This is a genomic window from Psychrobacter immobilis, from assembly GCF_904846225.1.
Lineage (GTDB): Bacteria > Pseudomonadota > Gammaproteobacteria > Pseudomonadales > Moraxellaceae > Psychrobacter > Psychrobacter immobilis_F.
Genome location: NZ_CAJGZJ010000005.1, coordinates 196,862 through 219,675, shown reverse-complemented (window position 1 = coordinate 219,675; position 22,814 = coordinate 196,862). Strand labels below are relative to the sequence as shown.

Annotated in this window: 21 protein-coding genes; 4 read left to right on the top strand and 17 right to left on the bottom strand. The window is 42.9% G+C overall.

All coding sequences use genetic code 11. The features are described from left to right. Positions 1-227: 227 nt before the first annotated feature. The 7 genes from hxpB to JMX48_RS06030 all read right to left on the bottom strand — a co-directional run bounded on the left by hxpB (position 228) and on the right by JMX48_RS06030 (position 5,911). Positions 228-905, bottom strand: coding sequence for a hexitol phosphatase HxpB (gene hxpB / locus JMX48_RS06060; protein WP_201535534.1), 678 nt, complete (start codon positions 903-905; stop codon positions 228-230). 114 nt (positions 906-1,019) lie between these two features. Then, entirely contained in the window at positions 1,020-1,658 is a 639-nt protein-coding gene (locus tag JMX48_RS06055; protein WP_201535532.1) for a glutathione S-transferase family protein, read from the bottom strand. 95 nt (positions 1,659-1,753) lie between these two features. Then, on the bottom strand, positions 1,754-2,467 hold the full coding sequence (locus JMX48_RS06050) for a deiodinase-like protein (RefSeq protein WP_201535531.1): 714 nt from the start codon (positions 2,465-2,467) through the stop codon (positions 1,754-1,756). A 478-nt stretch (positions 2,468-2,945) separates the two neighbouring features. Beyond that, the gene (locus tag JMX48_RS06045) at positions 2,946-3,488 is read right to left on the bottom strand and encodes an ASCH domain-containing protein (RefSeq protein WP_201535530.1); all 543 of its coding nucleotides are present in this window, start codon (positions 3,486-3,488) and stop codon (positions 2,946-2,948) included. 117 nt (positions 3,489-3,605) lie between these two features. Further along, entirely contained in the window at positions 3,606-4,073 is a 468-nt protein-coding gene (locus JMX48_RS06040) for an OsmC family protein (RefSeq protein WP_201535529.1), read from the bottom strand. A 138-nt stretch (positions 4,074-4,211) separates the two neighbouring features. Next, positions 4,212-4,631 (bottom strand): VOC family protein, encoded by a 420-nt coding sequence (locus JMX48_RS06035; protein ID WP_201535528.1) that lies wholly within the window; start codon positions 4,629-4,631, stop codon positions 4,212-4,214. A gap of 215 nt (positions 4,632-4,846) precedes the next feature. Then, a complete protein-coding gene (locus JMX48_RS06030) occupies positions 4,847-5,911 on the bottom strand; it encodes a 2,3-butanediol dehydrogenase (protein ID WP_201535526.1) in 1,065 nt (354 codons plus the stop codon). Between the two features lie 507 nt (positions 5,912-6,418). On the opposite strand from JMX48_RS06030, the gene JMX48_RS06025 reads away from it, so the two are divergent. Next, complete coding sequence (locus JMX48_RS06025; RefSeq protein ID WP_265088767.1) at positions 6,419-7,360, top strand: homocysteine S-methyltransferase family protein; 942 nt, start codon at positions 6,419-6,421, stop codon at positions 7,358-7,360. Positions 7,361-7,370: 10 nt separating this feature from the next. Continuing rightward, on the top strand, positions 7,371-8,696 hold the full coding sequence (locus JMX48_RS06020) for a basic amino acid/polyamine antiporter (protein ID WP_201535521.1): 1,326 nt from the start codon (positions 7,371-7,373) through the stop codon (positions 8,694-8,696). A 147-nt stretch (positions 8,697-8,843) separates the two neighbouring features. Here the strand turns inward: JMX48_RS06020 and JMX48_RS06015 are convergent, their stop codons facing one another. Then, positions 8,844-9,254, bottom strand: a complete 411-nt coding sequence (locus JMX48_RS06015; RefSeq protein WP_201535518.1) for an Rrf2 family transcriptional regulator — start codon at positions 9,252-9,254, stop codon at positions 8,844-8,846. Between the two features lie 114 nt (positions 9,255-9,368). Between JMX48_RS06015 and JMX48_RS06010 the strand changes: the two genes are divergently transcribed. Next, entirely contained in the window at positions 9,369-10,268 is a 900-nt protein-coding gene (locus JMX48_RS06010; protein ID WP_201535516.1) for an NAD(P)/FAD-dependent oxidoreductase, read from the top strand. Positions 10,269-10,738: 470 nt separating this feature from the next. Here JMX48_RS06010 and JMX48_RS06005 read toward each other — a convergent pair whose 3' ends face one another. The 9 genes from JMX48_RS06005 to JMX48_RS05965 form a co-directional block, all read right to left on the bottom strand. Next, positions 10,739-12,232, bottom strand: a complete 1,494-nt coding sequence (locus JMX48_RS06005; RefSeq protein WP_201535514.1) for an ABC transporter ATP-binding protein — start codon at positions 12,230-12,232, stop codon at positions 10,739-10,741. Continuing rightward, positions 12,229-13,032 (bottom strand): ABC transporter permease, encoded by an 804-nt coding sequence (locus tag JMX48_RS06000; RefSeq protein ID WP_201535512.1) that lies wholly within the window; start codon positions 13,030-13,032, stop codon positions 12,229-12,231. Before JMX48_RS06000 ends, JMX48_RS06005 begins: the two co-directional genes overlap by 4 nt. Positions 13,033-13,098: 66 nt before the next feature. After that, positions 13,099-14,037 carry an ABC transporter permease gene (locus tag JMX48_RS05995; protein ID WP_201535510.1) on the bottom strand — a complete coding sequence of 313 codons (939 nt, stop codon included), beginning with the start codon at positions 14,035-14,037 and terminating at the stop codon, positions 13,099-13,101. Positions 14,038-14,102: 65 nt separating this feature from the next. Beyond that, on the bottom strand, positions 14,103-15,659 hold the full coding sequence (locus JMX48_RS05990) for an ABC transporter substrate-binding protein (protein ID WP_201535508.1): 1,557 nt from the start codon (positions 15,657-15,659) through the stop codon (positions 14,103-14,105). 198 nt (positions 15,660-15,857) lie between these two features. Further along, the gene (locus JMX48_RS05985) at positions 15,858-18,212 is read right to left on the bottom strand and encodes a FepA family TonB-dependent siderophore receptor (RefSeq protein WP_201535506.1); all 2,355 of its coding nucleotides are present in this window, start codon (positions 18,210-18,212) and stop codon (positions 15,858-15,860) included. A gap of 426 nt (positions 18,213-18,638) precedes the next feature. Further along, the gene (locus tag JMX48_RS05980; RefSeq protein ID WP_201535504.1) at positions 18,639-19,085 is read right to left on the bottom strand and encodes a DoxX family protein; all 447 of its coding nucleotides are present in this window, start codon (positions 19,083-19,085) and stop codon (positions 18,639-18,641) included. A gap of 388 nt (positions 19,086-19,473) precedes the next feature. Continuing rightward, positions 19,474-20,925, bottom strand: coding sequence for an NAD-dependent succinate-semialdehyde dehydrogenase (locus tag JMX48_RS05975; RefSeq protein ID WP_201535502.1), 1,452 nt, complete (start codon positions 20,923-20,925; stop codon positions 19,474-19,476). Positions 20,926-20,945: 20 nt separating this feature from the next. Continuing rightward, positions 20,946-21,332 (bottom strand): carboxymuconolactone decarboxylase family protein, encoded by a 387-nt coding sequence (locus JMX48_RS05970; protein ID WP_201535500.1) that lies wholly within the window; start codon positions 21,330-21,332, stop codon positions 20,946-20,948. A 26-nt stretch (positions 21,333-21,358) separates the two neighbouring features. Continuing rightward, positions 21,359-22,018 (bottom strand): GntR family transcriptional regulator, encoded by a 660-nt coding sequence (locus JMX48_RS05965; RefSeq protein ID WP_201535497.1) that lies wholly within the window; start codon positions 22,016-22,018, stop codon positions 21,359-21,361. Positions 22,019-22,204: 186 nt separating this feature from the next. Here JMX48_RS05965 and JMX48_RS05960 point away from each other — a divergent pair, with 186 nt between their 5' ends. After that, positions 22,205-22,807, top strand: a complete 603-nt coding sequence (locus JMX48_RS05960; RefSeq protein ID WP_201535495.1) for an amino acid synthesis family protein — start codon at positions 22,205-22,207, stop codon at positions 22,805-22,807. The last annotated feature ends 7 nt before the right edge of the window (positions 22,808-22,814 follow it).

The following is a 22,814-nucleotide window of genomic DNA, read 5'->3' as shown; positions in this document are numbered from 1 at the left end:
GTAAGTCATGGTCTTTATGACAACAATTAGGTTTGATTATTAGTTTATAACACTTTTAAGTGGGCTTGGCTATAGTATTTTTCAGCGTAGAAGTGGTTAAAGCGCGAGGTTATGCTGTTTTGTATAATTGAAAGAGAAGTGAATATTCATACAGCTTAAGTGCTGAAGTTCAGTTCATTGCTAGTAGTAGATATTGGTGATCTTAACTTCTTGTTAAATGGAATTTCTTAGACGCTCAACTTCATAGAATTAATTATCTTTTCTAAATGTACATCGGAAAAATCAGATAAGCACTTAAGTTTAATATAAGATAATTCATATTTTTCATCTGTAAACTCTAACACAGGTGGAATTACAACCGTTTTCATATTTGCTTGATTCGCAGAAAGGATACCCGAAACACTATCTTCAAATGCAATGCATTTTGACGGTTCAATATTTAATTTTTTAGCCGTAGATAAATAAACTGCTGGATCTGGTTTTCCTTTTATTTCATGTTCCGAAGAAGAAGTGGCATGAAAGTAGTGAGAGATATTAAGTTTTTTTAAAACAATAGGAATTAACTTTGAAGGAGCATTAGTTGACAAACCAATTTTAAAACTCTTTTTTTGAAAGAAATCTAAAACTTTATATACTCCTTCCAGAGCAACACCCTCATCAATAATTAATTCGGCTACACGATCAACAACTTCACTTTCGACTTCTTCTAAGCTTTTACCTAACCAAGGAAAATGATTATACCAAAAATCAGTTACCTCACGAGTAGTCATCCAAATAGTTTGAGATGAAAGCTCATTAGTTACCTCTACACCTAAAGATGAAAAAACTTCCTTTTCGGCCTTTTTCCATATTGGCTCGGAATCGATCAAAGTTCCATCCATATCAAAAATTGCAGCTTGCATCATACTGGTTCCATTTAACGCCTAATTAAGAGGTAAAAAATTGTTGGCTAGGATAAATGGCTGAGGAACAAAAAACTAACTGTTATTTGTCCTTTTGAGTCACTGGCTATGAGCAACTTACTGATAGTCTAACAAGCTTAGTTTTTCCTTTTTACAAACAGAAATAATTGCTTCATGTTTGGCTAAGTTACGAAGATACTTAGATAGATTATCAAATGCTAAAGGTGGTTTTTTAAATTCATCAGCCCATATAGCCAACATAAACAAGAAAAAGTCACAAACAGTCAGCATATTACCAATTAAAAAGTCTTTATTTTTTAAGTCATTATCTATAATTTGAAACATATCAGTTATTCTTTGTTCTTGTGTTTTTGCAATATCAGAGACTACATCTGAATGAGTTGTATGTTTTTCTGGATAAAAATGAATCATTAATTCAGCTTGAACTGTGTTTGTTAAATACATCATCCACTGAAAGAATATAGGCCTAGTTTTAGAATCAATATTCGGGATGAGATTTGATGATGGATTCGACTCGGCAAGGTGAATGCAAATAGCAGGGCTTTCAAAGAGCACTAAATCGTCATAAATTAAAGTTGGAATTCTTCCTGACGGGTTTAAAGCTAAGTAATCATCAGATTTTTGAGCATTGCTTTTTCTATCAACCAATATTAACTCAAAATCTACTTTCAATGCCTCAAGCACGAAATGCGGTGCCATACTAGCATTTAGTGGATAATAATATAACTGGTACAACGGACTCTCCTTTGAGGTGGCTTATCAACGGCTTGCTAGCGGAAAATACGAGCGCGAGCGAGTAGTTTTTCCGATCCAGCAACCTGTTAGATTTTTTAACACTTTGCATCAGGCGGGGTGATTGTTTCTACATTGAGAAAAAGCGATACATTTCTTTTGATGACATTTTTCCATATTAAAGTAGGTAATCCTTTAAAAAAATCCTTAGCTGCACCTTTGCCGCTTCTCCTCAATGTTTTAATCGCAATACTTGGCTTAACTGGCAAAAAATAACTTTTATTATTAGCTGGCTTTCCACTTAAAAGTCTCGTCAATGCTGCTTTGGTAGCAGGCACACTATTCCAGTCGCTTCTATATACTACACATTGATTTTTATTAACGATAAAAACAGCATTGGGATAACCACCATAACCATTATGAGCGCTGCCGTTTATTTCATCAATAAGGATGCCTCTTTTCTCCCCATCTTTATTTAATTTTTTCGCACAGCCAATTTTTCCTTCAATTGACTTGTGTGATGGAATATTACTTCCAGGATGTGCCTCTCTTACATATAGCACAGAGAAGTTAACACTTGGAAATAAGCCAACTAAATCACTCATACCTTCTCGCCTACCTTGAAATAATGGACAAGTGATACTTCCAAGCTCAAGCACCAGAAAATCTCCTGTAAAATCCAATAAATTTACGATTTCACCAGCTATATTGGATAATGAGAAATTTGGGGCTTTATCACCAACCGCAGGTCCATAGAAATTATCTAAATCATAAGTATTACTAGAAAACTCATCGTAATTATAGTTTTTCATTATTGCCCCTCGCTAGTTGGTTTAAGTCGAAAGCATAGACATAATGACTCCCACACGGTTTTAGCCTCCGCTTCCATGGGTTAGCTTAGTTCAAAGCCAGAACTATAATTAGTTTGTCAAGCAACTAAACCGCAGAGGCTAACATGAATAAACATAGCATATTTTTTATCGGTCTTGATACACATAAAGAAGTCAATGAAGTCGCCTACATTAAACCACAATCTCCGTAATAATTTCAGTTTTCACCGAGTTAGCGATAAAACATTGCTCATGCGATTGATAATGCATTTTTTCCAGTTGTTCCATTGTCGGCTGTTTATCGCCTGACAATGGAACAGCTGATTTCAGTTACGGCAGCATCTTGCCTATGTTCACTGTACCAAAGCTCTAAACTACAGGATGCTCGCTTTTCACCACGCAATATCAAATCAGCGCATACCAAAAATACTAGATGTCGAGAGTCTGCTTGAATGGTTTGTTATACTTTTTGCGGGTATACAGTTTTGAATTGCTCTAAGACAAGTAACATATCTTCCGATGGACTAATATTGAGTTCTTCACACTCCTTTGAAAAGAAATCCCAATGAGCCTTTCTCCACCATGCTAAAGTCTTGTCTCCCTCACCCTCTAAAGCCGCGAATTCAGCCGTAACTGCACCGTACTTGCACTTTGATACTGAGGTTATTTCTGTAATACAGATCGGGTCTCCATTCCAATTTGTTACAACTAGAAGATGACCAACCTCTGGCATCTTCTCGCCTTGTTCACTGTACCAAAGCTCTAAACTACAAGATGCTCGCTTTTCACCATGCAATATCAAATCAGCACACACATTTGCATTGTATTCATCAGCACAGAAATAATCTGCGCTAAATGAGGTGTATTTTGATGCAACTTCATCTGGCAGCGTACTCAAATATTGTTGTAGATATGATTTACTTCTTTCATTCATGATTTTAACTCGACATTCAATTAAAAATATAATGTTTTGTTCACCAACGGTATTACGTCTAATTGCCATAACCTGTAAGGCATTTTTATATCTGAACCATATTTTAAAATGCAGTGTCGCAAGAATAGCTTCTGTAATAGCAGCGAGTGGAATACCAACTGTTATTTATCTTTATTTAAAAGCTTGTTAGACTACGATTTCCGTAAAAATTTCAGTTTTCACCGAGTTAGCGATAAAGCATTGCTCATGCGCTTGATGATGCATTTTTTCAAGTTGTTCCATGGTCGGCTGTTTATCACCTGAGAATTTAACATGCGGTTTCAGGATCACTTTAGTCATTGAAATTTTACCGTCGCTGTCTTTTTCCATAGTACCCACAGCATTGTCTACATATGAATCAATTACATATTTTCTTTTTGCGGCGATAGATAAAAAGAATAGCATGTGGCAACTAGAAAGAGAGGCAACAAAAGCTTCTTCAGGATCGACATTTGCCTCAACAGAATACGGCAAGGGAACCACGTGAGGAGAAGATGAGGCTTGAATGATGACGCCACCATCAAATATCCATTCGTGCCCTCGGCTATATTTGTTATCAACGTAACTTTCACTGCTATCTCTAACCCAGTTGATTTTGGCAAAATACTCTGACATTTGAACTCCGTGTTGAAAGTAACCTAAAATTTTATTATTTATGCGACGCGCTGTTTGTATTGCATCATCGCTTGTTGGGCTAAGGCGCTACTTACTTAAAGATCAAGGCTACCACCGTTTAAAGTGCTTGTTATAACTTTATTCGTACAAATATTTCTCGGCTGGCTCTTGAGAGCTGTACTCAACCAACTCCCACTCAAATCCAAAATCATCAAAGAAATACAACCTTTTACGATGCTTCTCTATAGGAGTATCAATACTGCGCTTGTAACCAAATTTCACCAAATCGCTTTCGACTTTTAAGAGATCATCAACAACGATTGCGATATGATTGACACCATAATTCTTATATGATTTCCAAGGGCTTTCTGGTTCAGAACCTAAATGAGGCTCTTGAAGCGCAAAATAACAATCATCATTGCCGATATGTGCCCAACGATAGCTAGTCAAAGATTTTACATCCTTTCTTACCTTAAAATCAGGCGCAACGATTTGAATGAATTTAATTGCTTCATCTATATTTGGGACAGTGATATTTAAATGTTCAATTGTAGACACGAATCCTCCTAAAGGTATAACGTCCAAATAACGGGCGAAAAGCACAACTATTATTGACTATAGCATTTATCCGCTTTCACGATATACGTGTTCCAAAAAAAACTTACACTCAAAAAAAAGCGCCAACTCGATAGGTTGACGCTTTTGGTTATGATGACTATTAGTTTTTATAACTGTCTACTACTTTGCAAAGCAAATTTATTCAAAAATATCGTTTATAAATTTGGATTCACAATGATTTTTACCGCAGATTCGTTGTTGTGAATCAGCGTTTCAAACCCTTTTGAAATCAAATCATCCAACGCAATACGCTGAGTGATGAAAGGTTCGAGATTGACCAAACCGTCTTCGACCAATTTGATGGTGTCTTTGTGATTGTTGACATAGCCAATAGTGCCGCGAATATCCAGCTCTTTCATTACCACGCTGTGGACGCTGATCGAGGCAGGATGACTCCAGATAGACACAATCACCACTACGCCAGCAGGTTTGGTCAGCTCAACGAGCGAGTCGAGTACTGCATTGACACTGGTACATTCGAACGCCACGTCCACACCGCGATTGTCCGTGATTTTCATCACTTCTGCGTTCAAATCTACTTCCGTAGGGTCTAAGATATAATCCGCAACGCCGCTGTCTTTGGCTTTTTCTTTGCGTTTGGCACTCAGCTCAGTCAAGATGACAGTCAAACCTTTGGCTTTGAGTACCGAGGATAACAATAAACCAATAGGGCCACCGCCGCCGACCAAAGCAATATCACCTGCCTGCGCGCCACTACGCACAAAAGCGTGATAGCCCACCGACAACGGCTCAATCAAAGCTGCTTGATCTAATGGAATGTCATTGGAGATGGGGTGTACCCAGCGGCGTTCGACGGCGATTTTTTCTGACAAGCCGCCGCCACGTCCGCCCAAACCGATAAAGTTCATATCCTTTGATAAATGATAGTTTTCTCCTTCGGCAGTGGAGACATCATCAGCAATAATATAAGGCTCAACCACCACATGCTGACCGACTTCGATATCATCGACACCCTCACCTACTTCGTAAACCACACCTGAGAACTCATGCCCCATCGTGATGGGCGCGGACTCTCCCGAGATGGGATGCGGATGACCGCAAGGAGGAATAAAAATAGGCCCTTCCATAAACTCATGCAAATCCGTCCCACAGATACCGCACCATGCGACGTCAATACCGACTGTACCTGGCGCAACGGTTGGCTCTGGAATATCTTCAATACGAATATCACCTTTGTCATAAAAACGTGCTGCTTTCATATCATTTTCCTTGGATTATCATGGTAAAACGAGAGGTGTTCTCTAGCATCATGCCTAGATTAATGTTGGGCTGTCAACGCCCACTGCGTGTGTAGTTGTTAAGCAAAAGTAACGCTGATATTCCTTTATGGCCAAGTAACTGATATCAATCACTATAGTTAATCCTAAATAAAATAAGGTTAAATATTATCACGCACTACTGATATAAATCTTCCTTAGAACTCTTTGTATTTGCCAAATAAAATACTCCAAAATCACAGAAATACTATGCGAATGTTATCGATCAAATTGGCTTCTAGCAATGGAGTCTGTCGGTCGTATTCGGTCATTATCTATCGGCATAAATAATTTCAAGGTAAAACATGTCAACCCTACCAAATTTTTGGTTGCATCTGTTTACCATTACGCCTAGTATTTCGCCCCTCGAAATAATTTTATGGCTCAAAATAGAGCCTTATAGACTCAACTATTCACAGCAAAGAGGTATTTATTATGTCAACTACATCAATCACGATTCTTGATGGCGGTCTAGGGCGAGAATTAGCCAAGCGCGGCGCACCGTTTCGCCAACCTGAGTGGTCGGCACTGGCGATGATAGAAGCGCCTGAGATCGTCCGCGATGTACACCGCGACTTCATTCGAAGTGGTGCGGCGGTCATCACCACCAATAGCTACGCGCTCGTACCCTTTCATATTGGCGCAGAGCGTTTTGCTGAGCAAGCGCAAGGTTTGGCAGCATCAGCAGGCGAGATGGCACGTGCAGCAGTTGAATTAGAAGGCACAGCGACCAAAGTAGCAGGTTCTATTCCGCCGCTATTTGGTTCCTATCGCGCTGACTTGTTTGATGCTGAGCATGTTGAAGAAATCGCAACCCCACTTATTAATGGTTTAGCACCACATGTGGATTTTTGGTTGGCAGAAACCCAAAGCTTGATTGCTGAAGCCGTTGCCATCCGCGAACTATTAAACACGCTAGATGCCGATAATAAGCCGCTTTGGGTGTCATTCACCTTAGAAGACAGCGAACATCTCGATGTACCGCGCCTACGTTCAGGCGAAACCGTACAACAAGCCGTCGCCACGTTGGCGGATTTAAATATCGAGGCAATACTGTTTAACTGCTGTCAGCCAGAAGTCATTGAGCAGGCGCTTGATGTCGCAAAAAGTACTTTGCAAGAAAAAGATGCAACGCATATCAAGCTTGGTGCGTATGCCAATGCCTTTCCACCACAAACCAAAGATGCCACGGCAAATGATGGACTCGATGAAGTGCGTGACGATTTGACACCGCCCGCTTATTTGGTCTGGGCACAAAAATGGCAAACGCAAGGCGCATCTCTGATCGGCGGCTGCTGCGGTATTGGTCCTGAGCATATTCAGGAATTAAGTCAGCATTTCACAGATACTTTGACAACAGATACTTCGAAAACAGATACTTTGACAAAATAGAGATAGCACCATGCAAAATGGACAAAAAATTGGGCTAACCATGCTCACCGCCATCGTGTTCAGCTCGATGGTCGGTGCAGGCATTTTTAGCTTGCCACAAAACATGGCAGAAGTCGCTGGCGTGGATGCCATCATCACCGCATGGCTGATCACAGGCGTGGGTATTTTGTTCCTCGCAGGCTGCTTTTTGCACTTGTCGCGTCTCAAGCCTGAGCTGGATGGCGGCATTTATACTTATGCCAAAACAGGGTTTGGCGATTTGGCAGGATTTTTTTCGGCATGGGGTTATTGGCTGTGCGCCACTATTGGCGTGGTAGGCTATTTGGTCGTGGCTTTTGCGGCATTGGGCAGTTTTGTCGATACGCCGAGTAGCATTGTTTTCGGTGACGGCAATACCTTATGGGCGCTGGTGGGCGAATCTGCTATTTTATGGTTGGTGCATTATTTGGTACTGCGCGGCGTCAAACAAGCCGCTTTTATTAATCTGCTTGCCACCTTGGCCAAAAGCTTACCGCTCATTGCTTTTATTGTTTTTGCCTATTATGCCTTTGATATACAAACCTTTAACGCTGACCGCGCAGGCACCACATTAGAAGCGCCCTTTATGGAGCAAGTAAAAGGGACGATGCTAATTACCTTATGGGTATTTACTGGTATCGAAGGTGCGATTGTCTTGTCGCAGCGCGCAAAAAAGCGTTCTGATATTGGTCGCGCCACGTATATCGGTGTGATTTTTGCGCTGGTACTCTATATTGCTATCACGCTATTATCACTTGGAGTGATGAGCCGCGTTGATGTGGCTGCGTTGAGCAATCCCTCAATGGCAGGCATCATGGCGCAAATGACGGGCAGTATGGGCAAATGGGTCATTAGTATTGGGCTAGTCGTTTCGGTACTGGCGTCTTATTTGAGCTGGATTCTCTACTCTGCTGAAGTGCCTTACACCGCTGCCAAATACGATGCTTTTCCACGTATTTTTACCAAACAAAACGAGCAAGGCACGCCAACTGCATCGCTGATGCTCACCAGCTTGACCGTTCAATTTTGCTTATTGATGATTTTTTGGACGGGCGAAGGTTATAACACCTTAGTCATTATCTCCACCTCCATGATCTTGATTCCTTACTTTTTGGTGGGCGCGTATTTGGTCAAAGTCTCATTTGCACAATCTGAGCGCTGGCATATTAAAGCCATTGGGCTTGGCGCCAGTGTTTATGGTGTTTGGCTAATTTATGCGGCAGGCGTTGATAATTTATTATTGTCATTGCTATTATACATACCCGGCTTAGCGATTTATTACTATAGCCGCTACCAAGCAAAGCACGCGCTGAATTAATTAAGCTCATTACTCCTTCACATGTCCTTAATAAAAAAGTCCAAAAACCATCGTTTTTGGACTTTTTTGTGCGCGGCTTATGGTAGTTGAATAGTTGCTTGAACTTGAAGCAACCCTTTAATCCCTTTCTTTCAGTTGACCATACCGCTATCTAAACGCTTCTTCTAGTACACTCAAATGAATATCACCAAAACGCTTCAACATTAAGCTCTCAGCTTCATCCATGACTTCTTTTAGCGCATTATTCACGGCAATTTCTATCGGGCAGTTAGTATGTTCGTCAGTCAAACCAACCGTAAAAATTGAGGTGTCACCAAACGCGTTATGAATGTCTAACAGTGTAATGCTACCCAAAGGCTTGGCAAGCGTCCAGCCGCCATTATGGCCTTTGGTTGAGGCAACATAGTTCTGATCGCGCAGCAACCCCAGCATACGTCTGACCACCACAGGGTTGGTTGATAACATCTCCGCTATCGTCTCTGAGGTGACAGGTTTTTCAGCGTCATTGAGATGTACCAGTACATGTAAGGCGCGGGAGAGTCGACTGTCTTTTCTCATTTGGCATCCTAAATAATAAACATTGACTATATCATGAAACTTTTACTATTACATGATTGCCATTGTTTAATTTTCATGTAACAATAAAAGTTCTTTAACTGTAACGAGCTTAATATGAAAACAGATGTGATTATTGTGGGTGGCAGTTTTGCGGGTCTATCTGCAGCCATGCAACTGGTTCGTGGTCGACGCCATGTGGTGCTAATAGATGCCAACTCACCACGCAATCGCTTTGCAAAAACCTCTCATGGCGTCTTTGGTTTGGATGGCAAAACACCGTCGGAAATTCGCTCAACAGCATTGTCTCAATTAAGTGCTTATCCAACATTCAATCTTGTAGAAGAGATGGCTATCAAGGTTGCTAAAATACCAGATGGGTTTTGTGTCACACTAAAAAACGGCGCGACGTACAGCGCAAAAAAACTGATTTTAACAACAGGCATTACAGACCAGCTTCCTGATGTTCCTGGTGTGAAAGAACATTGGGGCAAGAGTGTAATTCACTGCCCCTATTGTCACGGTTATGAGTTAAAAGATCGATCTCTTGGCGTATTGGCGACGAGCGAGATGGCGTTTCATCAAGCGGCTATGATTCCTGATTGGGGCGCAACCACGCTTTTTACACAAGGACAGTTCAAGCCTGAGGGCGAGGTACTGGATCATCTCATCCGTCGCGGTGTTACCATAGAAGAAAGCCCCATCACTCATGTGGTTGGAGATGGCGAGCACATTCAGCATGTTTTGCTGGAGGATGGTCGCATAAGCCCCATCAAAGGATTATATATTGCGCCCAGAGCGATAGTAGCGTCACCATTGATCGAAATGCTAAATCTTGAAACCGTAGAGACAGTAATAGGTACGATGGTCACCGTCAATGATTTTAAAGAAAGTTCAGTAAAAGGCGTCTTTGTCGCTGGTGATTTATCCAACGCCATGCACAACGGAACCCTAGCTGTTATGTCAGGCACAATGGCTGGTATCGGAGCACATCGCTCGCTAATTTTTAATGAATAACGTTCGCTTAAGAAATGACTTGTTTGGCTTTATAATGAATGGATTTTGCTATTGACCTTTTTTAAGGTGCTAATAAATAAAAAAGTCCAAAAAAATAATCTTTTTTTGGACTTTTTTATGCGTATATTTAGCTTTACAAGCTATAGCCAGTCCTAAATAAAAGCAATACAAATATTATCACGAGCTGCTGGGATAAACGTTACTTGCTTGCTGTGCCTGCGCTGCGTCGAGCCTGCGCAAAATTTATCCCAGTAGCTCTGCGTCCATTTTATAATGGATCGACTATATTCTAGGGTATGTCCTCATTTTAAAAATGGTTATAAAAATGAAGTAAATTGCAGTCAAGCGAGGAAAATAGCGCAAATAATATCGAGATATTAATCAGCTATTTGACAATGTTTGGCAAAATTTAACCATTTTTAGCCCATTTAGATACAATCGCTTGAATTGAGGACATGTCCTAATAGCTTTTATGCAGCCAATGTTTCCAAGTCAATCACTTGATGGCAGTAATGTCGCATTATATGATGATCGTGACTGACCATAACCAACGTGCAATTTTGCGCTTTACATTGCGTCACCAGCAGATCCAACGTTTCTTTTTGGGTAATAGGATCCAGTCTGGACGTGACCTCATCGGCAAACAGCAATACCGGATCAAACAACAATGCCCGTAATATAGCGACCCGCTGCAACTCGCCACCCGACACATTCAACGCATTACGCTCAAGAATCTGCTTATCAAGCTTTAATTGTTCTAACAAATAAGGCACGCGACTGGCATCGAGTCGATGCTTTTTTATCACGTCATTTAGCAAGACTTTTAGTGGTATATGCGAGGCAAAAGCGGCTGGTGGATCTTGATACAGCTTGAGCACTTGATGGCTTTTTGGGGTTTGTTGCCAAGTGATTGAGCCGCTGGCAGGTTGTAGCAAGCCACATAACGTATCACCTAATGAGCTTTTGCCTATACCACTACTGCCAATCACGCCCAATACTTCCGCTTTTTGTAGGCTGAAATTTAAGCCTTTGAACAAAACACGCTTACCCCGAGCCAGACTCAAGTCTTGTACTTCGAGCAAGGGACTGTCTTGGATAATGGTTCTATCTTGGCTTGACCAGTTGTGCGGCGCAGCGGCGATTAATTGTTTGGCATAATTTGACGTGGGATGATTGAGCACTTGTTCGCCAGTGCCTTGTTCTAGCAGCTTTCCTTTTTTCATGACCATCATACGGTCATTCTCATGACTATTTAATGACCTTGCCACATCGATATCATGAGTAATGGTTAACAGCGTGCCGCCATTTTCGGTGATGTTTTTTAATAGCATGATGACCGCTTGTTTGTTGACGTCATCCAACCCTTTGGTAGGCTCATCAGCGATCACAATATACGCGCCACCCGATGTGGCAATCGCAAAAGAGGCTCGCTGCGCCATACCACCCGACAGCTCGTGCGGATAATAATCCTCAGATTTTGCCAGTCCTAAATGATCGATTTTTTCTTTTGCCAACTTTTTACTCGTGACATTGTCTTTTTTGGCCACAAAAAACAGACTTTCCCATACTTGGTCGAGCATGGTCATGGTTGGATTCAGAGAACGGCTCGGCTCTTGCGGTAGCATCGCCATGCGTCTGCCCCAGTATTGTCGACGTGCTGCTGAATCCATGGCTTGATTTTCAATCAAGATGTCGCCTTGAGCCATTAACTCATCAGGCAACGCACCCATTATGGCCTGAGCGAGCAAGCTTTTTCCCGATCCAGTTTCACCCAAAATAGTGACATTTTGACCTTGATATAACGTCAAGCTGATAGGCTCAACCAAGTTTTGTCCCGACTTGGTAAACACCGCCAAATCCTTGGTTTGTACTAAGATGCTGTTTGTTGATAAGCTATTTATTGACGAGCTATTTATCGACGCGCTATTTCTTGATGCACTTTGTATTGACGATGGTTCGATCATTTTGTTTTCCCTGAGAGTAACTGTAAGCTTAATACCAAAATAAAGACCGCAATAATAGGCTGAAGAAAAACCATAGGGGCTTGATAATAATAAGGAAACAACTCAGTCATCATCAACCCAAGCTCAGCAGTTGGCGGACGCAGACCGACATTGATAAAGCCCAAGGTCGCCAATGCCAATACCGCATTACCCGCCGCAAAGGCGCTGAGCGTTGCGACAACAGGCAAAATCTTCGGTAAAAAATGGCGCTTAAAACAATAGAAGAAATCCATGCCCATCAAACGTGACGATTCTATCTCTTTGCTACTGGCAATCGTTTGCGTCATGGCTCGCACCATACGAAAAAACTCGACCCATAACACCAATGAGATCCCAAGATATAATGACCAAAAGCTATTGGGCGCAATAGCAGCAAACAATAATACAAACAATAACCCCGGTAGCGCCATGACAATGTCACACAAAAACCGGCAGACAAAGTCTATCCAGCCACCAAAATAGCCGCTTAATACTCCCATTAATATCCCAAAAAACAACGCAAAACTCACTGATAATAGAATCAGCGAAAACGACAAACGAATGGCGGAAGCCACTCTTGCCAGCATATCTCGGCCAAAATGGTCGGTACCAAACCAATGACTGACACTCGCTGGTTGCAGCATACTACTGAGATCTTGAATACTGGCATCCATTGGATAATAAATCGGCTGTAAAAAGGCGAACACCAGCAATAGGATGAGTAAAACGCCCCCAAAATTTTGGGCAGGTTGTAGCTTGCCAAATGGCTTAAAAATGGTCATGAAAGTGGCTTTCCTAATTTTTTATGTGGGTTTATTTTTGACATAATGCAACGTGGTAAAAGAAAGCTAGCGTGATAAATCAACACGTGGATCAATCAAGCCACTTAATAAATCCACCATCATGTTGAGTACCACAAACATACCGCCCATGATGAGCGCAGTGCCCTGTATCATCGGCACATCACGAGCAACAATCGCATGTACCAACGCATGACCACTGCCGGGCCATGCAAATAAACTCTCTACAATCACCACCCCTTCCACCAAATAAACCAATTGCACCGAATGATAGGCCAAAATTGGAATCGCTACATTACGCAGACCATGTCGACAAAACACGGTCCATTTACTCAAGCCTTTTAACTCAGCAAAATGATAATAATCAGAGGTTTGCACTTGTACCATCGCATGGCGACTGACTCGGATTGAAACCGCTGCCAATCCAATAGCCAAGGTCAGAGCAGGCAAAATATAATGCTGCGGCGTGCCATAACCGGCAGCTGGCAGCCATTTTACTTGGACAGCAAGCAAGGTAATCAACGCAATACCAATAATAAAAACGGGCACAGAACGCAATGCCGTACTCACTACCAAGGTCAAACGGTCAAATACGCCACTAGGTCGTTGGGCGGCAAGCAGACCCAGCGGCGGCCCAATAATCAGCGACAATACCAAGGCGACCAATGCGAGTGCCAATGTATGCCCGAACTGATGGCCAATCTCAGCCCATATCGCCTCACCGCTGACCAATGAATGCCCTAAATTAAACTGTGCCAAATCTACCAACCAATCAATATAGCTTTGCCACCACGGCTGATCCAAGCCAAGCTCTGAGCGCACCACTGCGGCGGCAGCGGCATTTGCTTGGTCATAACCATAGCGACTGGCAGCGATGCGATAAGCCATATCTCCCGGTAAGCTACGGGTCAACACAAAGGTCAATGTGCCAACCGACCACATGACAAACACCAGTTGTAATACACGCTGAGAAAAATATTTAAACATAATTATCAATCACAATTTTTGGATGTATGAAGCAAATGTATACAGCAAATGACGGTAACAACCACTTACCAAGACAATTTATTCAAGTAAAAATTTCGCTCCAAACCATCGATCTCTAAACCTTTTAATGACTTATGAGCCGCGGCATTCTGTTGGTAATACACCACAGGCACCACAGGCCGCTCATCAAAAATAATTTTTGAGACCCGTTGTTTGGTAGCGACATCATTGCCTTTAGTCGTTTCTAACGTTTGCAAATCTTTGTTTAATTCAGCATTTTGCCAATTCATCACGCCCCAATCGCTGCCTTTTGGGTCAAAATCTTCTAAGAGCGAACCCACTGGATCAGGCGTCATGCCATAGTTACGAGCATATAACGCCATCTCTAACGTGCCATCTTGATGACCAGCAGAAATCTCTGAAGAGTTGCCCACGGACACGTCTACATCCACGCCAATTTTTTTCCACTGCGCTTGTAATGCCGTTGCAATAATTGGCAATTCTGGACGGTCTGAAAAGGTGCGTAAGGTAAATTTGAACGGCTTGCCCTCTTTTTGTAGCATGCCATTGGCGTCCGCCGTAAAACCCAAACCTAATAAACGTTGTTTGATTGCTTGTGGATCAGGTTTTTGCATTGGCGTTTTGATTTGCCAGTCTTTAAAAATCGGCGGCAATAGTTGCTCAGCCACGGCATTATCAGCGCGCATGATAGAGTGAGCAATGCCTTGTCTGTCAATCGCATCACTGAGCGCTTGGCGTACCTTAACATCACTAAACAAGGGGTTTTTGGCATTGACTTTATATTCAATGGTGCGAGCCAACGATTTTGATTTGACTTGCAAACTGGAATCTTGTTGCAAGCGTTCAAGGCTTGCTGAATCCAAGGTAAATATCAGGTAATTGGGCTTGCTTTGCGCCAGTAAGGTGCGGGTTTCGCTACGGCTATTGGCGAGATAGGTGACATCTTGGATCTTGGCTTTTTCACCCCAATAATCGGCAAAGGCTTTTTGCTCGATTTTTTGTGGCGGCTCAAATTTAGTGACGTAATACGGACCCGTAGCAATCAGCTGTGCCACTTCATTGTTATCGTCGAACGAGGATTTTGCCAAAATAATACTCGTCGCATGCGCCAAGTATGCAGGAAAAGACATTAACGGTTTTTCTAAGCTAATCTCAACTGTTTGACTGTCAATGGCCGTAATCTTTGAGATAAGAGCAGATTCTAATGCCGTAGGTTTGGTTAATGCCACGTCCAAACTTTTTACCACATCATCAGCGGTCAGTGGTGAACCATCATGGAACTTGACGCCATCACGCAATACAAAGGTCCAAACATCGCCTTTGTCGTTGCTAGACCAGCTTTGCGCCAGCATTGGCTGTAATTCGGCATTTTGGGTGGCATCGACCAGCGTTTCGGCAAGCTGCAAACGCTGAAAAATAAATCCTGACTTACTCGGATCAATAGCCGTTATTTCCCAAGGTGTTACTACGATTAATTCTTGTTGCTTATTGCTTTTTGCAGTAGACGCTGACTCACTGTCAGCTGCTTTTGAACCGGCAATGATGTACCATCCCAGTCCCGCCAATACGACCAGTATTGAAATTAAGCCGATCTTTTTCATATATCTTCCGTTATATTATAACATTTCAAAAAAAAACGTTATGTTATAACGAAATTACTAAAAGGTAAACCATAGTCATGAAAATAGTTCTCATTTATCGCTCATTTCAAGCGCCATATAGTTATTTTGGCCCAATAAAAAAGGCCTGAGTGAATACTCAGACCTTTTGTTATGCGAACAAAAAACTATTTATAGGAGTTAAAAATCAACGCTTACATCAAAAATATAGTAACGACCAGGCTCATTAAAAGTACGAGCACCTGCACTGGTCGTCGTCCCTTCACGTTTAATTTGCTTGTCAAATAGATTCTTGATACCAGCGCCAACGGTTATGCCCTTTGTGAGGTTATAGCGCGTGCTCACGTTAGCAAGAGCATAGGGTTCACGATCCAGCTTTAGCGTATCAAGCTCATCACCAGTCGTGACCGAGATGTCAGGTGCTTCAATAGTTCCATAGTAGCTAACGCCAAAATCCGTATTCCAGCGCGGCGTAATATCCCAATTGACACTCGTGTTCGCTGTAAATTTAGGAATCAAGGATAACGGCTCACCCGTGTCTTTGCGCTCTGACCGGATATTTCCTGTTAAGTTGGTTGACCATGTGACGGTATCTGTAACAGGTACTTTGACGAACCCTTCTAGGCCCTCAATGATAGCTTCCCCTTGGTTTTCCCACTGAAAAACAGAGCGGTCTGTCGCTACACCGTCAGCTATCACGCCTACCGTACCCACGCGCTCTACACCTGCGCCGATACGATTGTCATAGTCGTTGTGATAGTACGTCAAGCCTGCATTAAGTCCAGTGTCATCCTTATAAGTAAAGGTCAGTTCTTTATTCCAAGAGGTTTCATGCTCTAGATCAGGGTTACCCAAGACATAACAGCCCCGCTGATCGAGCGGTACGTTGGATGGGCAGCCGTTACTTCGAGTGTAGTAGATGTAGTTTGGATCAAGCTGATACAGAGAAGGCGCTTTAAATGCACGGCTAGCACCCGCTTTTACCGACCAGTTCGGACTAAATTTCCACGTAGTATTAAGACTGGGTGACCAATTGCTACCTGTTTGATCGTGATAATCAAAACGCACACCAGGTGTGATATACCAGTCAGGAGTCAGCTGATAGTTGTCTTCTAAATAAGCACCGATAAGGTACGCGTCTGTCACTTTTTCACGCTTGGCAGGATCGGTTTCTGTATCACCAAAATCAAAGCCTTCATCAAACGTTAAAGTAGAAACCAGCGGATTGTCCAGTCTTTCACCACGGAATTCTGTACCAGCCGTCAGGGTATGACGGTCAAAGTAAATATCCCATTCCGACTTGGCGTTTAACGTGTCATAAGTCGCTTTTGTCCAAGTGTACTCCGCATCTTCTTCAGGTTGCGAGATTTGACCTTCGCTACCACCAGCATTGCCTTCATTGAGGCGCTCATTGATAGTACGTGTATACTCTAGATAGCTATTACTACTGGTATCATCATACTCACCGCGGTGAGTGAATGCAGCGCCATAACGCTCCATCTTATTGGTCTCTTGACCTGCCAGTGCGTTGACTAAGTCATCGTTAATTCCTTGGAACTGTGAATCCCCTGCCCAGCGATTGCTTTGATTACTATAATTAACTTCGAAACCGACGGTATTCATCGCATCCATGGCATATTCGAAGAGTTGGCGTGCGTCTATATTTTCGACACCTTCGCGGCCTGCGGCAACGGATGCTGCTGGGCCACCGCGACCATCAACAATTTGGGCATCTTCTTTGTTGACATAAGGGTCGTCGCCTTCGCTATCGTGATAGCCAAGCGTGGTACGGAATGATAGCTTGTCATTCAATGGGCCTGCCATGTTGATATTGGTGCGCCAGTTTTTGCCCTCAAGATCGCTTTCTGGCATCTCATAGTGACCCGTCACCGAAAACTCTTTTTTGGTTGGGGATTTGGTGATGATATTCACCACACCGCCCATACTGCCAGAGCCATAACGAGCGGCGGCTGGGCCACGCAATACTTCAATGCGCTCAATGGCGCTTGGCGGTACCCATTGCGAGTCACCGCGAGTGTCTTGCTCGCTGCCACGGCCCGGACGTACTGCATTACGAGAGGTGACAGGACGACCATCAATCAAGATAAGCGTGTTGTTCGGACCCATGCCTCGTAGATCGATTTGACGTTGATTGCCACGTTGACCAGATGTAGACGAGCCTGACAGATTCACGCCCGGCATTTTACGCACGATTTCTGAGATATCATTAGAAATTGATGCTTTTTCAATGGCTTCTTCACTAATAATAGAGAGACCGGGCGCTTGTACCAGCTCATCCCTTGCCGCAAGGACTACGATAGTATCTAACTCAGTAGATGGCATCGACTGTTGATCAGTCGCTTGTTGGTCTGCTATTTGTTGTGCCGTCAGCTCATCACTCTCAGCTGCAAATGCCGTCGTGCTAAGAATAGAGGCAATAGCGATACTTAGCAAAGCCCTGCGAGTCGTTAGAAGTCGCGATTGTGGTGCAGATAAAGTTTTTTTATAATTAGAAAGGGTTGATAACGTCGGCATAAATAACAATCCTGAAAGTACTTAGTTTTATCAATACCTTAGCGCTTTCTTCTACTATGACTAATACTAGTTAAGCAGCTAAAGCATTGATACAAATCACGTCCTAAAAAAAACCAAATAGCCATTAACTGTTTGGTAATAAAGAGCGCACACTTTAGCAACATTGTAATGATAATGCAAATGATAATTATTATTGTTTATATATTAGAGTTTGATGCTTTAATTTACGCTCGACTCTCAGTGACTTTTAAATAGAAGATATAGTCGATTCACCATAAAAAACACAGTGCTTCTAGGATAATTTTTGAGCTGCCTCCGTAGACACAGCAATGGAGCAAGGGAAGTTTATATCAGTAGCGCATGAATACGGCGAGATTAAACAACACACTGCTTAATCTCGCCACAAAACAAGGAAAATTCAAAGGTTTAAATTTTATTTTTTGCTAGGGAATTATCAAGGCTCAGGTAGCCACCGCCCTGTATGGCTAAAGAAACCAATACGACCAATAATGTCAGCGCATATTCATAGCCGTTATTACTTGCAAATAATCCATTGCCGATATGTACTGAAAAAATGGCAACCAACATGGTAAATCCTGCAACCACTGCCGCTGGTCGAGTCAGTAATCCTAATACTAAGGCAAGACCACCAAAGAATTCAGCGCTTCCCGCTAGTATGGCCATCAGATAACCGGGTTCCATACCGATGCTGCTCATATATCCAGCAGTACCTGCTAATCCGTGACCACCGAACCATCCAAATAATTTTTGTGCGCCGTGCGCTGCTAAAATAAGGCCGACTGGTACACGCAGAATCAACTCTGCTACCCCAGCGTTTGATAGTAAGATTTTGTTTAACGTTGAATTATTCATCTGTGGTTACTCTATAAAATGTATTTTAAGCCACCTGTCTAACTTGATGGGATAACACACTTTACTATCAACAAAGCAAAAGAGTAAGATAGATAATAGGAAATAACTAACAACAAAACATTGATAATAGCGTTAAGGGTACAATAGTAAAATAAGGTCAAATATTATCACGCGCTACTGGGATCATTTTTCCTTGCTTGCTGTGCCTGCGCAGACAGAGGCGACGCAAAACTTATCCCAGTAACACTGTGTTTGTTTTATAGTGGATTGGCCATAGCAGGTACGAGCTTGGTACTACGGTTCACCGTCCTATTGGGATGAAACGTTATAAACGAACACAACCATTTGATGATCGCTTTTCAATGCGCGTTTTTGCTAAAGGGTTAAATTAATTGATATCCATACAAATATATTTGGTTTCAACATATTCTTCGATACCGTATTTTGAACCTTCACGCCCTAAACCAGATTCTTTCACACCGCCAAATGGTGCCAATTCTGTGGTGAGCATACCGGTATTGACACCAATCATACCCACTTCGAGCGCTTCGGCAATACGCCAAACTCGTCCAATATCTCGACTATAAAAATAACCAGCCAGACCATATTCAGTACGATTTGCGAGAGCAATCCCTTCTTCATCTGTCTCGAATTTAAAAATCGGGGCAATGGGGCCAAAAATTTCTTCGTTGGCGACGCGCATGTCATTATTGACGTGGGTCAGAATCGTTGGCTCAAAAAAGTTCTTATCCGCCTCTACTCTCTGACCACCGCACAGTACGGTAGCCCCTTTATCTTTGGCATCAGCGACCAATGCTTCTGCATTATCAGCAGCAGCTTTAGAGATCAATGGGCCTTGCATCACGCCGTCGTCTAAACCATTACCGACTTTTATAGCGCGTACTTGTTCTGCTAGTTTTTTTGTGAATTCCTCATAAACACCCGCCTGTACAAACAAACGATTGGCGCAAACGCACGTTTGACCACTGTTACGATATTTGCTCATCATCGCACCAGCAACGGCGGCATCTATGTCGGCATCATCAAAAACGATAAATGGCGCATTGCCACCCAGCTCCATCGACATTTTTTTGACCGTATCGGCACACTGCTTCATCAAGATTTTTCCGACACGCGTTGAACCTGTAAAGCTAATTTTTTTCACCAATGTATTTGTGGTCATCTCCTCGCCGATAGCAACTGGATCACCCGTGACCACACTATAAATACCATCAGGAATACCTGCTTGCTGAGCCAAATACGCCATCGCCAATGCGGAATAAGGCGTTTCCATGGCGGGCTTTACGATCATTGGACAGCCAGCAGCCAATGCTGGCCCTGCTTTTCGGCTAATCATAGAATGAGGAAAGTTCCACGGCGTGATAGCGGCAGTGACGCCAACGGGTTGTTTGATCACAATCAGACGCTTATCTGCCATATGTCCGGGAATAAAATCGCCGTAGATACGTTTGGCTTCTTCAGCAAACCATTCTAAATAATCGAGCCCGCTTTGAATCTCGCCTTTTGCTTCAGCGAGAGGTTTACCTTGTTCATGGGTCATTAATACAGCCAAGTCTTCGATATTTTCGGCAATCAGTGTGTGCCAACGACGTAAAACGGTGCTACGTTCTTTGCCTGTCTTTTTCGACCACGTTGATTGAGCGATATCCGCCGCTTCAATGGCGCGGCGGGTTTCATCGCTTCCCATCATTGGCACGGTACCGATGACCTCTCCTGTAGCAGGATTCAGTACCTCATGGATTTGCTTACTGTCAGCATCACACCACACACCATTGATAAAGGCTTGTTGTCTAAACAACGCATCGTTTTTTAATTGCATTTTTCTCTCCAGCTAATTTTTTAGGATTCCAGCAACCCACGTGTGGTCAATACTTGACGGGCAATACGAAAACATTCCACGCCTTGTGGTACACCGCAATAAATCGCAATAGCATGAATAGCGGCACGGATTTCTTCAACAGAACAGCCATTGGTAATCGCCCCATTTAGATGCAGTTCCCACTCATGCATTTTGCCTAGCGCAGCGATCATGGTTAAATTCATTAAAGAACGAGTTTTGGCGTCAATCGCCTCATCACCCCAGCCAAAGCCCCAGCACCATTCGGTCATGGCTTCTTGGAACGGACGGTTAAAATCATCGGCTGCCTGTATATTTTTTTCTACATACTCAGCGCCTAGCGTGGCTTTGCGTTTGGTCAGACCCAATTCAAATCGTTGTTTGTCCATGGCTATTTCCTATTATTTATTGTTTGTTAAGATGACTGTTGATTGAGATGCAAGCCCATACGACAGGCTTCATCGATGTGCTTTCGGCAGGCTTTAACTGCGGCTTCACTGTCGCCCTTGGCGATATTACTGACAATTTCTTGCAGATTATTTGGGCCTTTGACCGCACGCTCCTGTGTAGATAAGGTCATAAATCGCAGACGACCAATACGACCATTCAACCGTTCTGTTAACTCCCATGCGACCGTCATGCCAGCCGTCACAAACAGACGCTCATAAAACGCATAAGAATGCGCCAAAGCTTCTACCACATTGCCTGCATGCAAGTTATCGCGAATTTGAATCAAACTGTCTTGCAAGGTTTCTACCAATTCGGGTGTCACCTGCTTAGCGCAGTGTCGAACCGCTTCGCTCTCTAGCATCGCACGCAAATGATAAATTTGACGAATCTCATCACTCTCCAACACCGCCACTGAAGAACCGCCTGCAGAAAAAGTCACCAAATGCTCACTTTCTAAGTGCCTGATACACTCTCGTACCACAGTGCGACTCACGCCCAACTGTTCACAAATTGTGCGCTCTATCAATCTTTTGCCTGGCGCGAGCTGACCAATCATGATAGCCAATCGCAATTGTTCCAATGCAGTATCTTTGAGGGTCTTTGGTTTTTCTACTCTTTCTAACATAAGGTCTCTACTCTTTTAAATGTAAAAAGAAGTATAACGAGTATGGCACAAAAAAGCAGCACGCTTTCATATCGTATTACGGTATACCATAATATTTATTTTTAAAAAAAGCTAGTAATTTATTTAATACCGTATTATGGTATACCAATATTGTTAGCCATTATTAATCAATAGAGGAAAGTCATAATGCAAAAACCAGAAATTAGAAAAATCGTTACTTTTGATGAAGAGATCTTGATTGAAGGCTACAAAACTGCTGACACGCCTCTGCGTATGTTTGCCGTCGCGGCAGTGATTACCAATCCTTGGGCAGGCCGTTATGCCGAAGACTTACAACCTGAGATCCAAGCATTCGCGCCTATCTTAGGTAAGCTGCTTACCGACAGAATCACGACCCTAGCGGGCGGCGCTGACAAGATTGAAGCGTATGGTAAAGCCGCTGTCGTTGGATTAAACGGTGAAATAGAGCATGCATCAGGTCTCATTCATACGTTGCATTTTGGCAATTTTTATCGTGAAGCTTTATCTGCCAATACCTATTTGGCATTTACGAATACACGCGGCACAGCCAACACCCCTATTATGGTACCGCTCATGGATAAAGATGATGCTGGACGCCGCTCACATTATTTGACGATTCAATTTGCCATTCCTGATGCGCCTCGTGATGATGAAGTGGTGATCGTCTTAGGCGGCGCAACAGGCGGTCGTCCACACCACCGCATTGGCGATCGTTATCAAGATTTGAAAAACCTCGGTCACGATTTGAATAATCCAGCCGCCGTTTAAGGAGCGT

Coding starts and splice junctions, on each gene's coding strand:
- JMX48_RS05960 (WP_201535495.1), top strand. CDS start 22,205: ATGCAAAAACCAGAAATTAGAAAAATCGTTACTTTTGATGAAGAGATC.
- JMX48_RS06045 (WP_201535530.1), bottom strand. CDS start 3,488: ATGGCAATTAGACGTAATACCGTTGGTGAACAAAACATTATATTTTTA.
- JMX48_RS06020 (WP_201535521.1), top strand. CDS start 7,371: ATGCAAAATGGACAAAAAATTGGGCTAACCATGCTCACCGCCATCGTG.
- JMX48_RS06010 (WP_201535516.1), top strand. CDS start 9,369: ATGAAAACAGATGTGATTATTGTGGGTGGCAGTTTTGCGGGTCTATCT.
- JMX48_RS06000 (WP_201535512.1), bottom strand. CDS start 13,032: ATGACCATTTTTAAGCCATTTGGCAAGCTACAACCTGCCCAAAATTTT.
- JMX48_RS05970 (WP_201535500.1), bottom strand. CDS start 21,332: ATGGACAAACAACGATTTGAATTGGGTCTGACCAAACGCAAAGCCACG.
- JMX48_RS06040 (WP_201535529.1), bottom strand. CDS start 4,073: ATGTCAGAGTATTTTGCCAAAATCAACTGGGTTAGAGATAGCAGTGAA.
- JMX48_RS05965 (WP_201535497.1), bottom strand. CDS start 22,018: ATGTTAGAAAGAGTAGAAAAACCAAAGACCCTCAAAGATACTGCATTG.
- JMX48_RS06005 (WP_201535514.1), bottom strand. CDS start 12,232: ATGATCGAACCATCGTCAATACAAAGTGCATCAAGAAATAGCGCGTCG.
- JMX48_RS05985 (WP_201535506.1), bottom strand. CDS start 18,212: ATGCCGACGTTATCAACCCTTTCTAATTATAAAAAAACTTTATCTGCA.
- JMX48_RS05980 (WP_201535504.1), bottom strand. CDS start 19,085: ATGAATAATTCAACGTTAAACAAAATCTTACTATCAAACGCTGGGGTA.
- JMX48_RS06015 (WP_201535518.1), bottom strand. CDS start 9,254: ATGAGAAAAGACAGTCGACTCTCCCGCGCCTTACATGTACTGGTACAT.
- JMX48_RS05990 (WP_201535508.1), bottom strand. CDS start 15,659: ATGAAAAAGATCGGCTTAATTTCAATACTGGTCGTATTGGCGGGACTG.
- JMX48_RS06050 (WP_201535531.1), bottom strand. CDS start 2,467: ATGAAAAACTATAATTACGATGAGTTTTCTAGTAATACTTATGATTTA.
- JMX48_RS05995 (WP_201535510.1), bottom strand. CDS start 14,037: ATGTTTAAATATTTTTCTCAGCGTGTATTACAACTGGTGTTTGTCATG.
- JMX48_RS06030 (WP_201535526.1), bottom strand. CDS start 5,911: ATGAAAGCAGCACGTTTTTATGACAAAGGTGATATTCGTATTGAAGAT.
- hxpB (WP_201535534.1), bottom strand. CDS start 905: ATGATGCAAGCTGCAATTTTTGATATGGATGGAACTTTGATCGATTCC.
- JMX48_RS05975 (WP_201535502.1), bottom strand. CDS start 20,925: ATGCAATTAAAAAACGATGCGTTGTTTAGACAACAAGCCTTTATCAAT.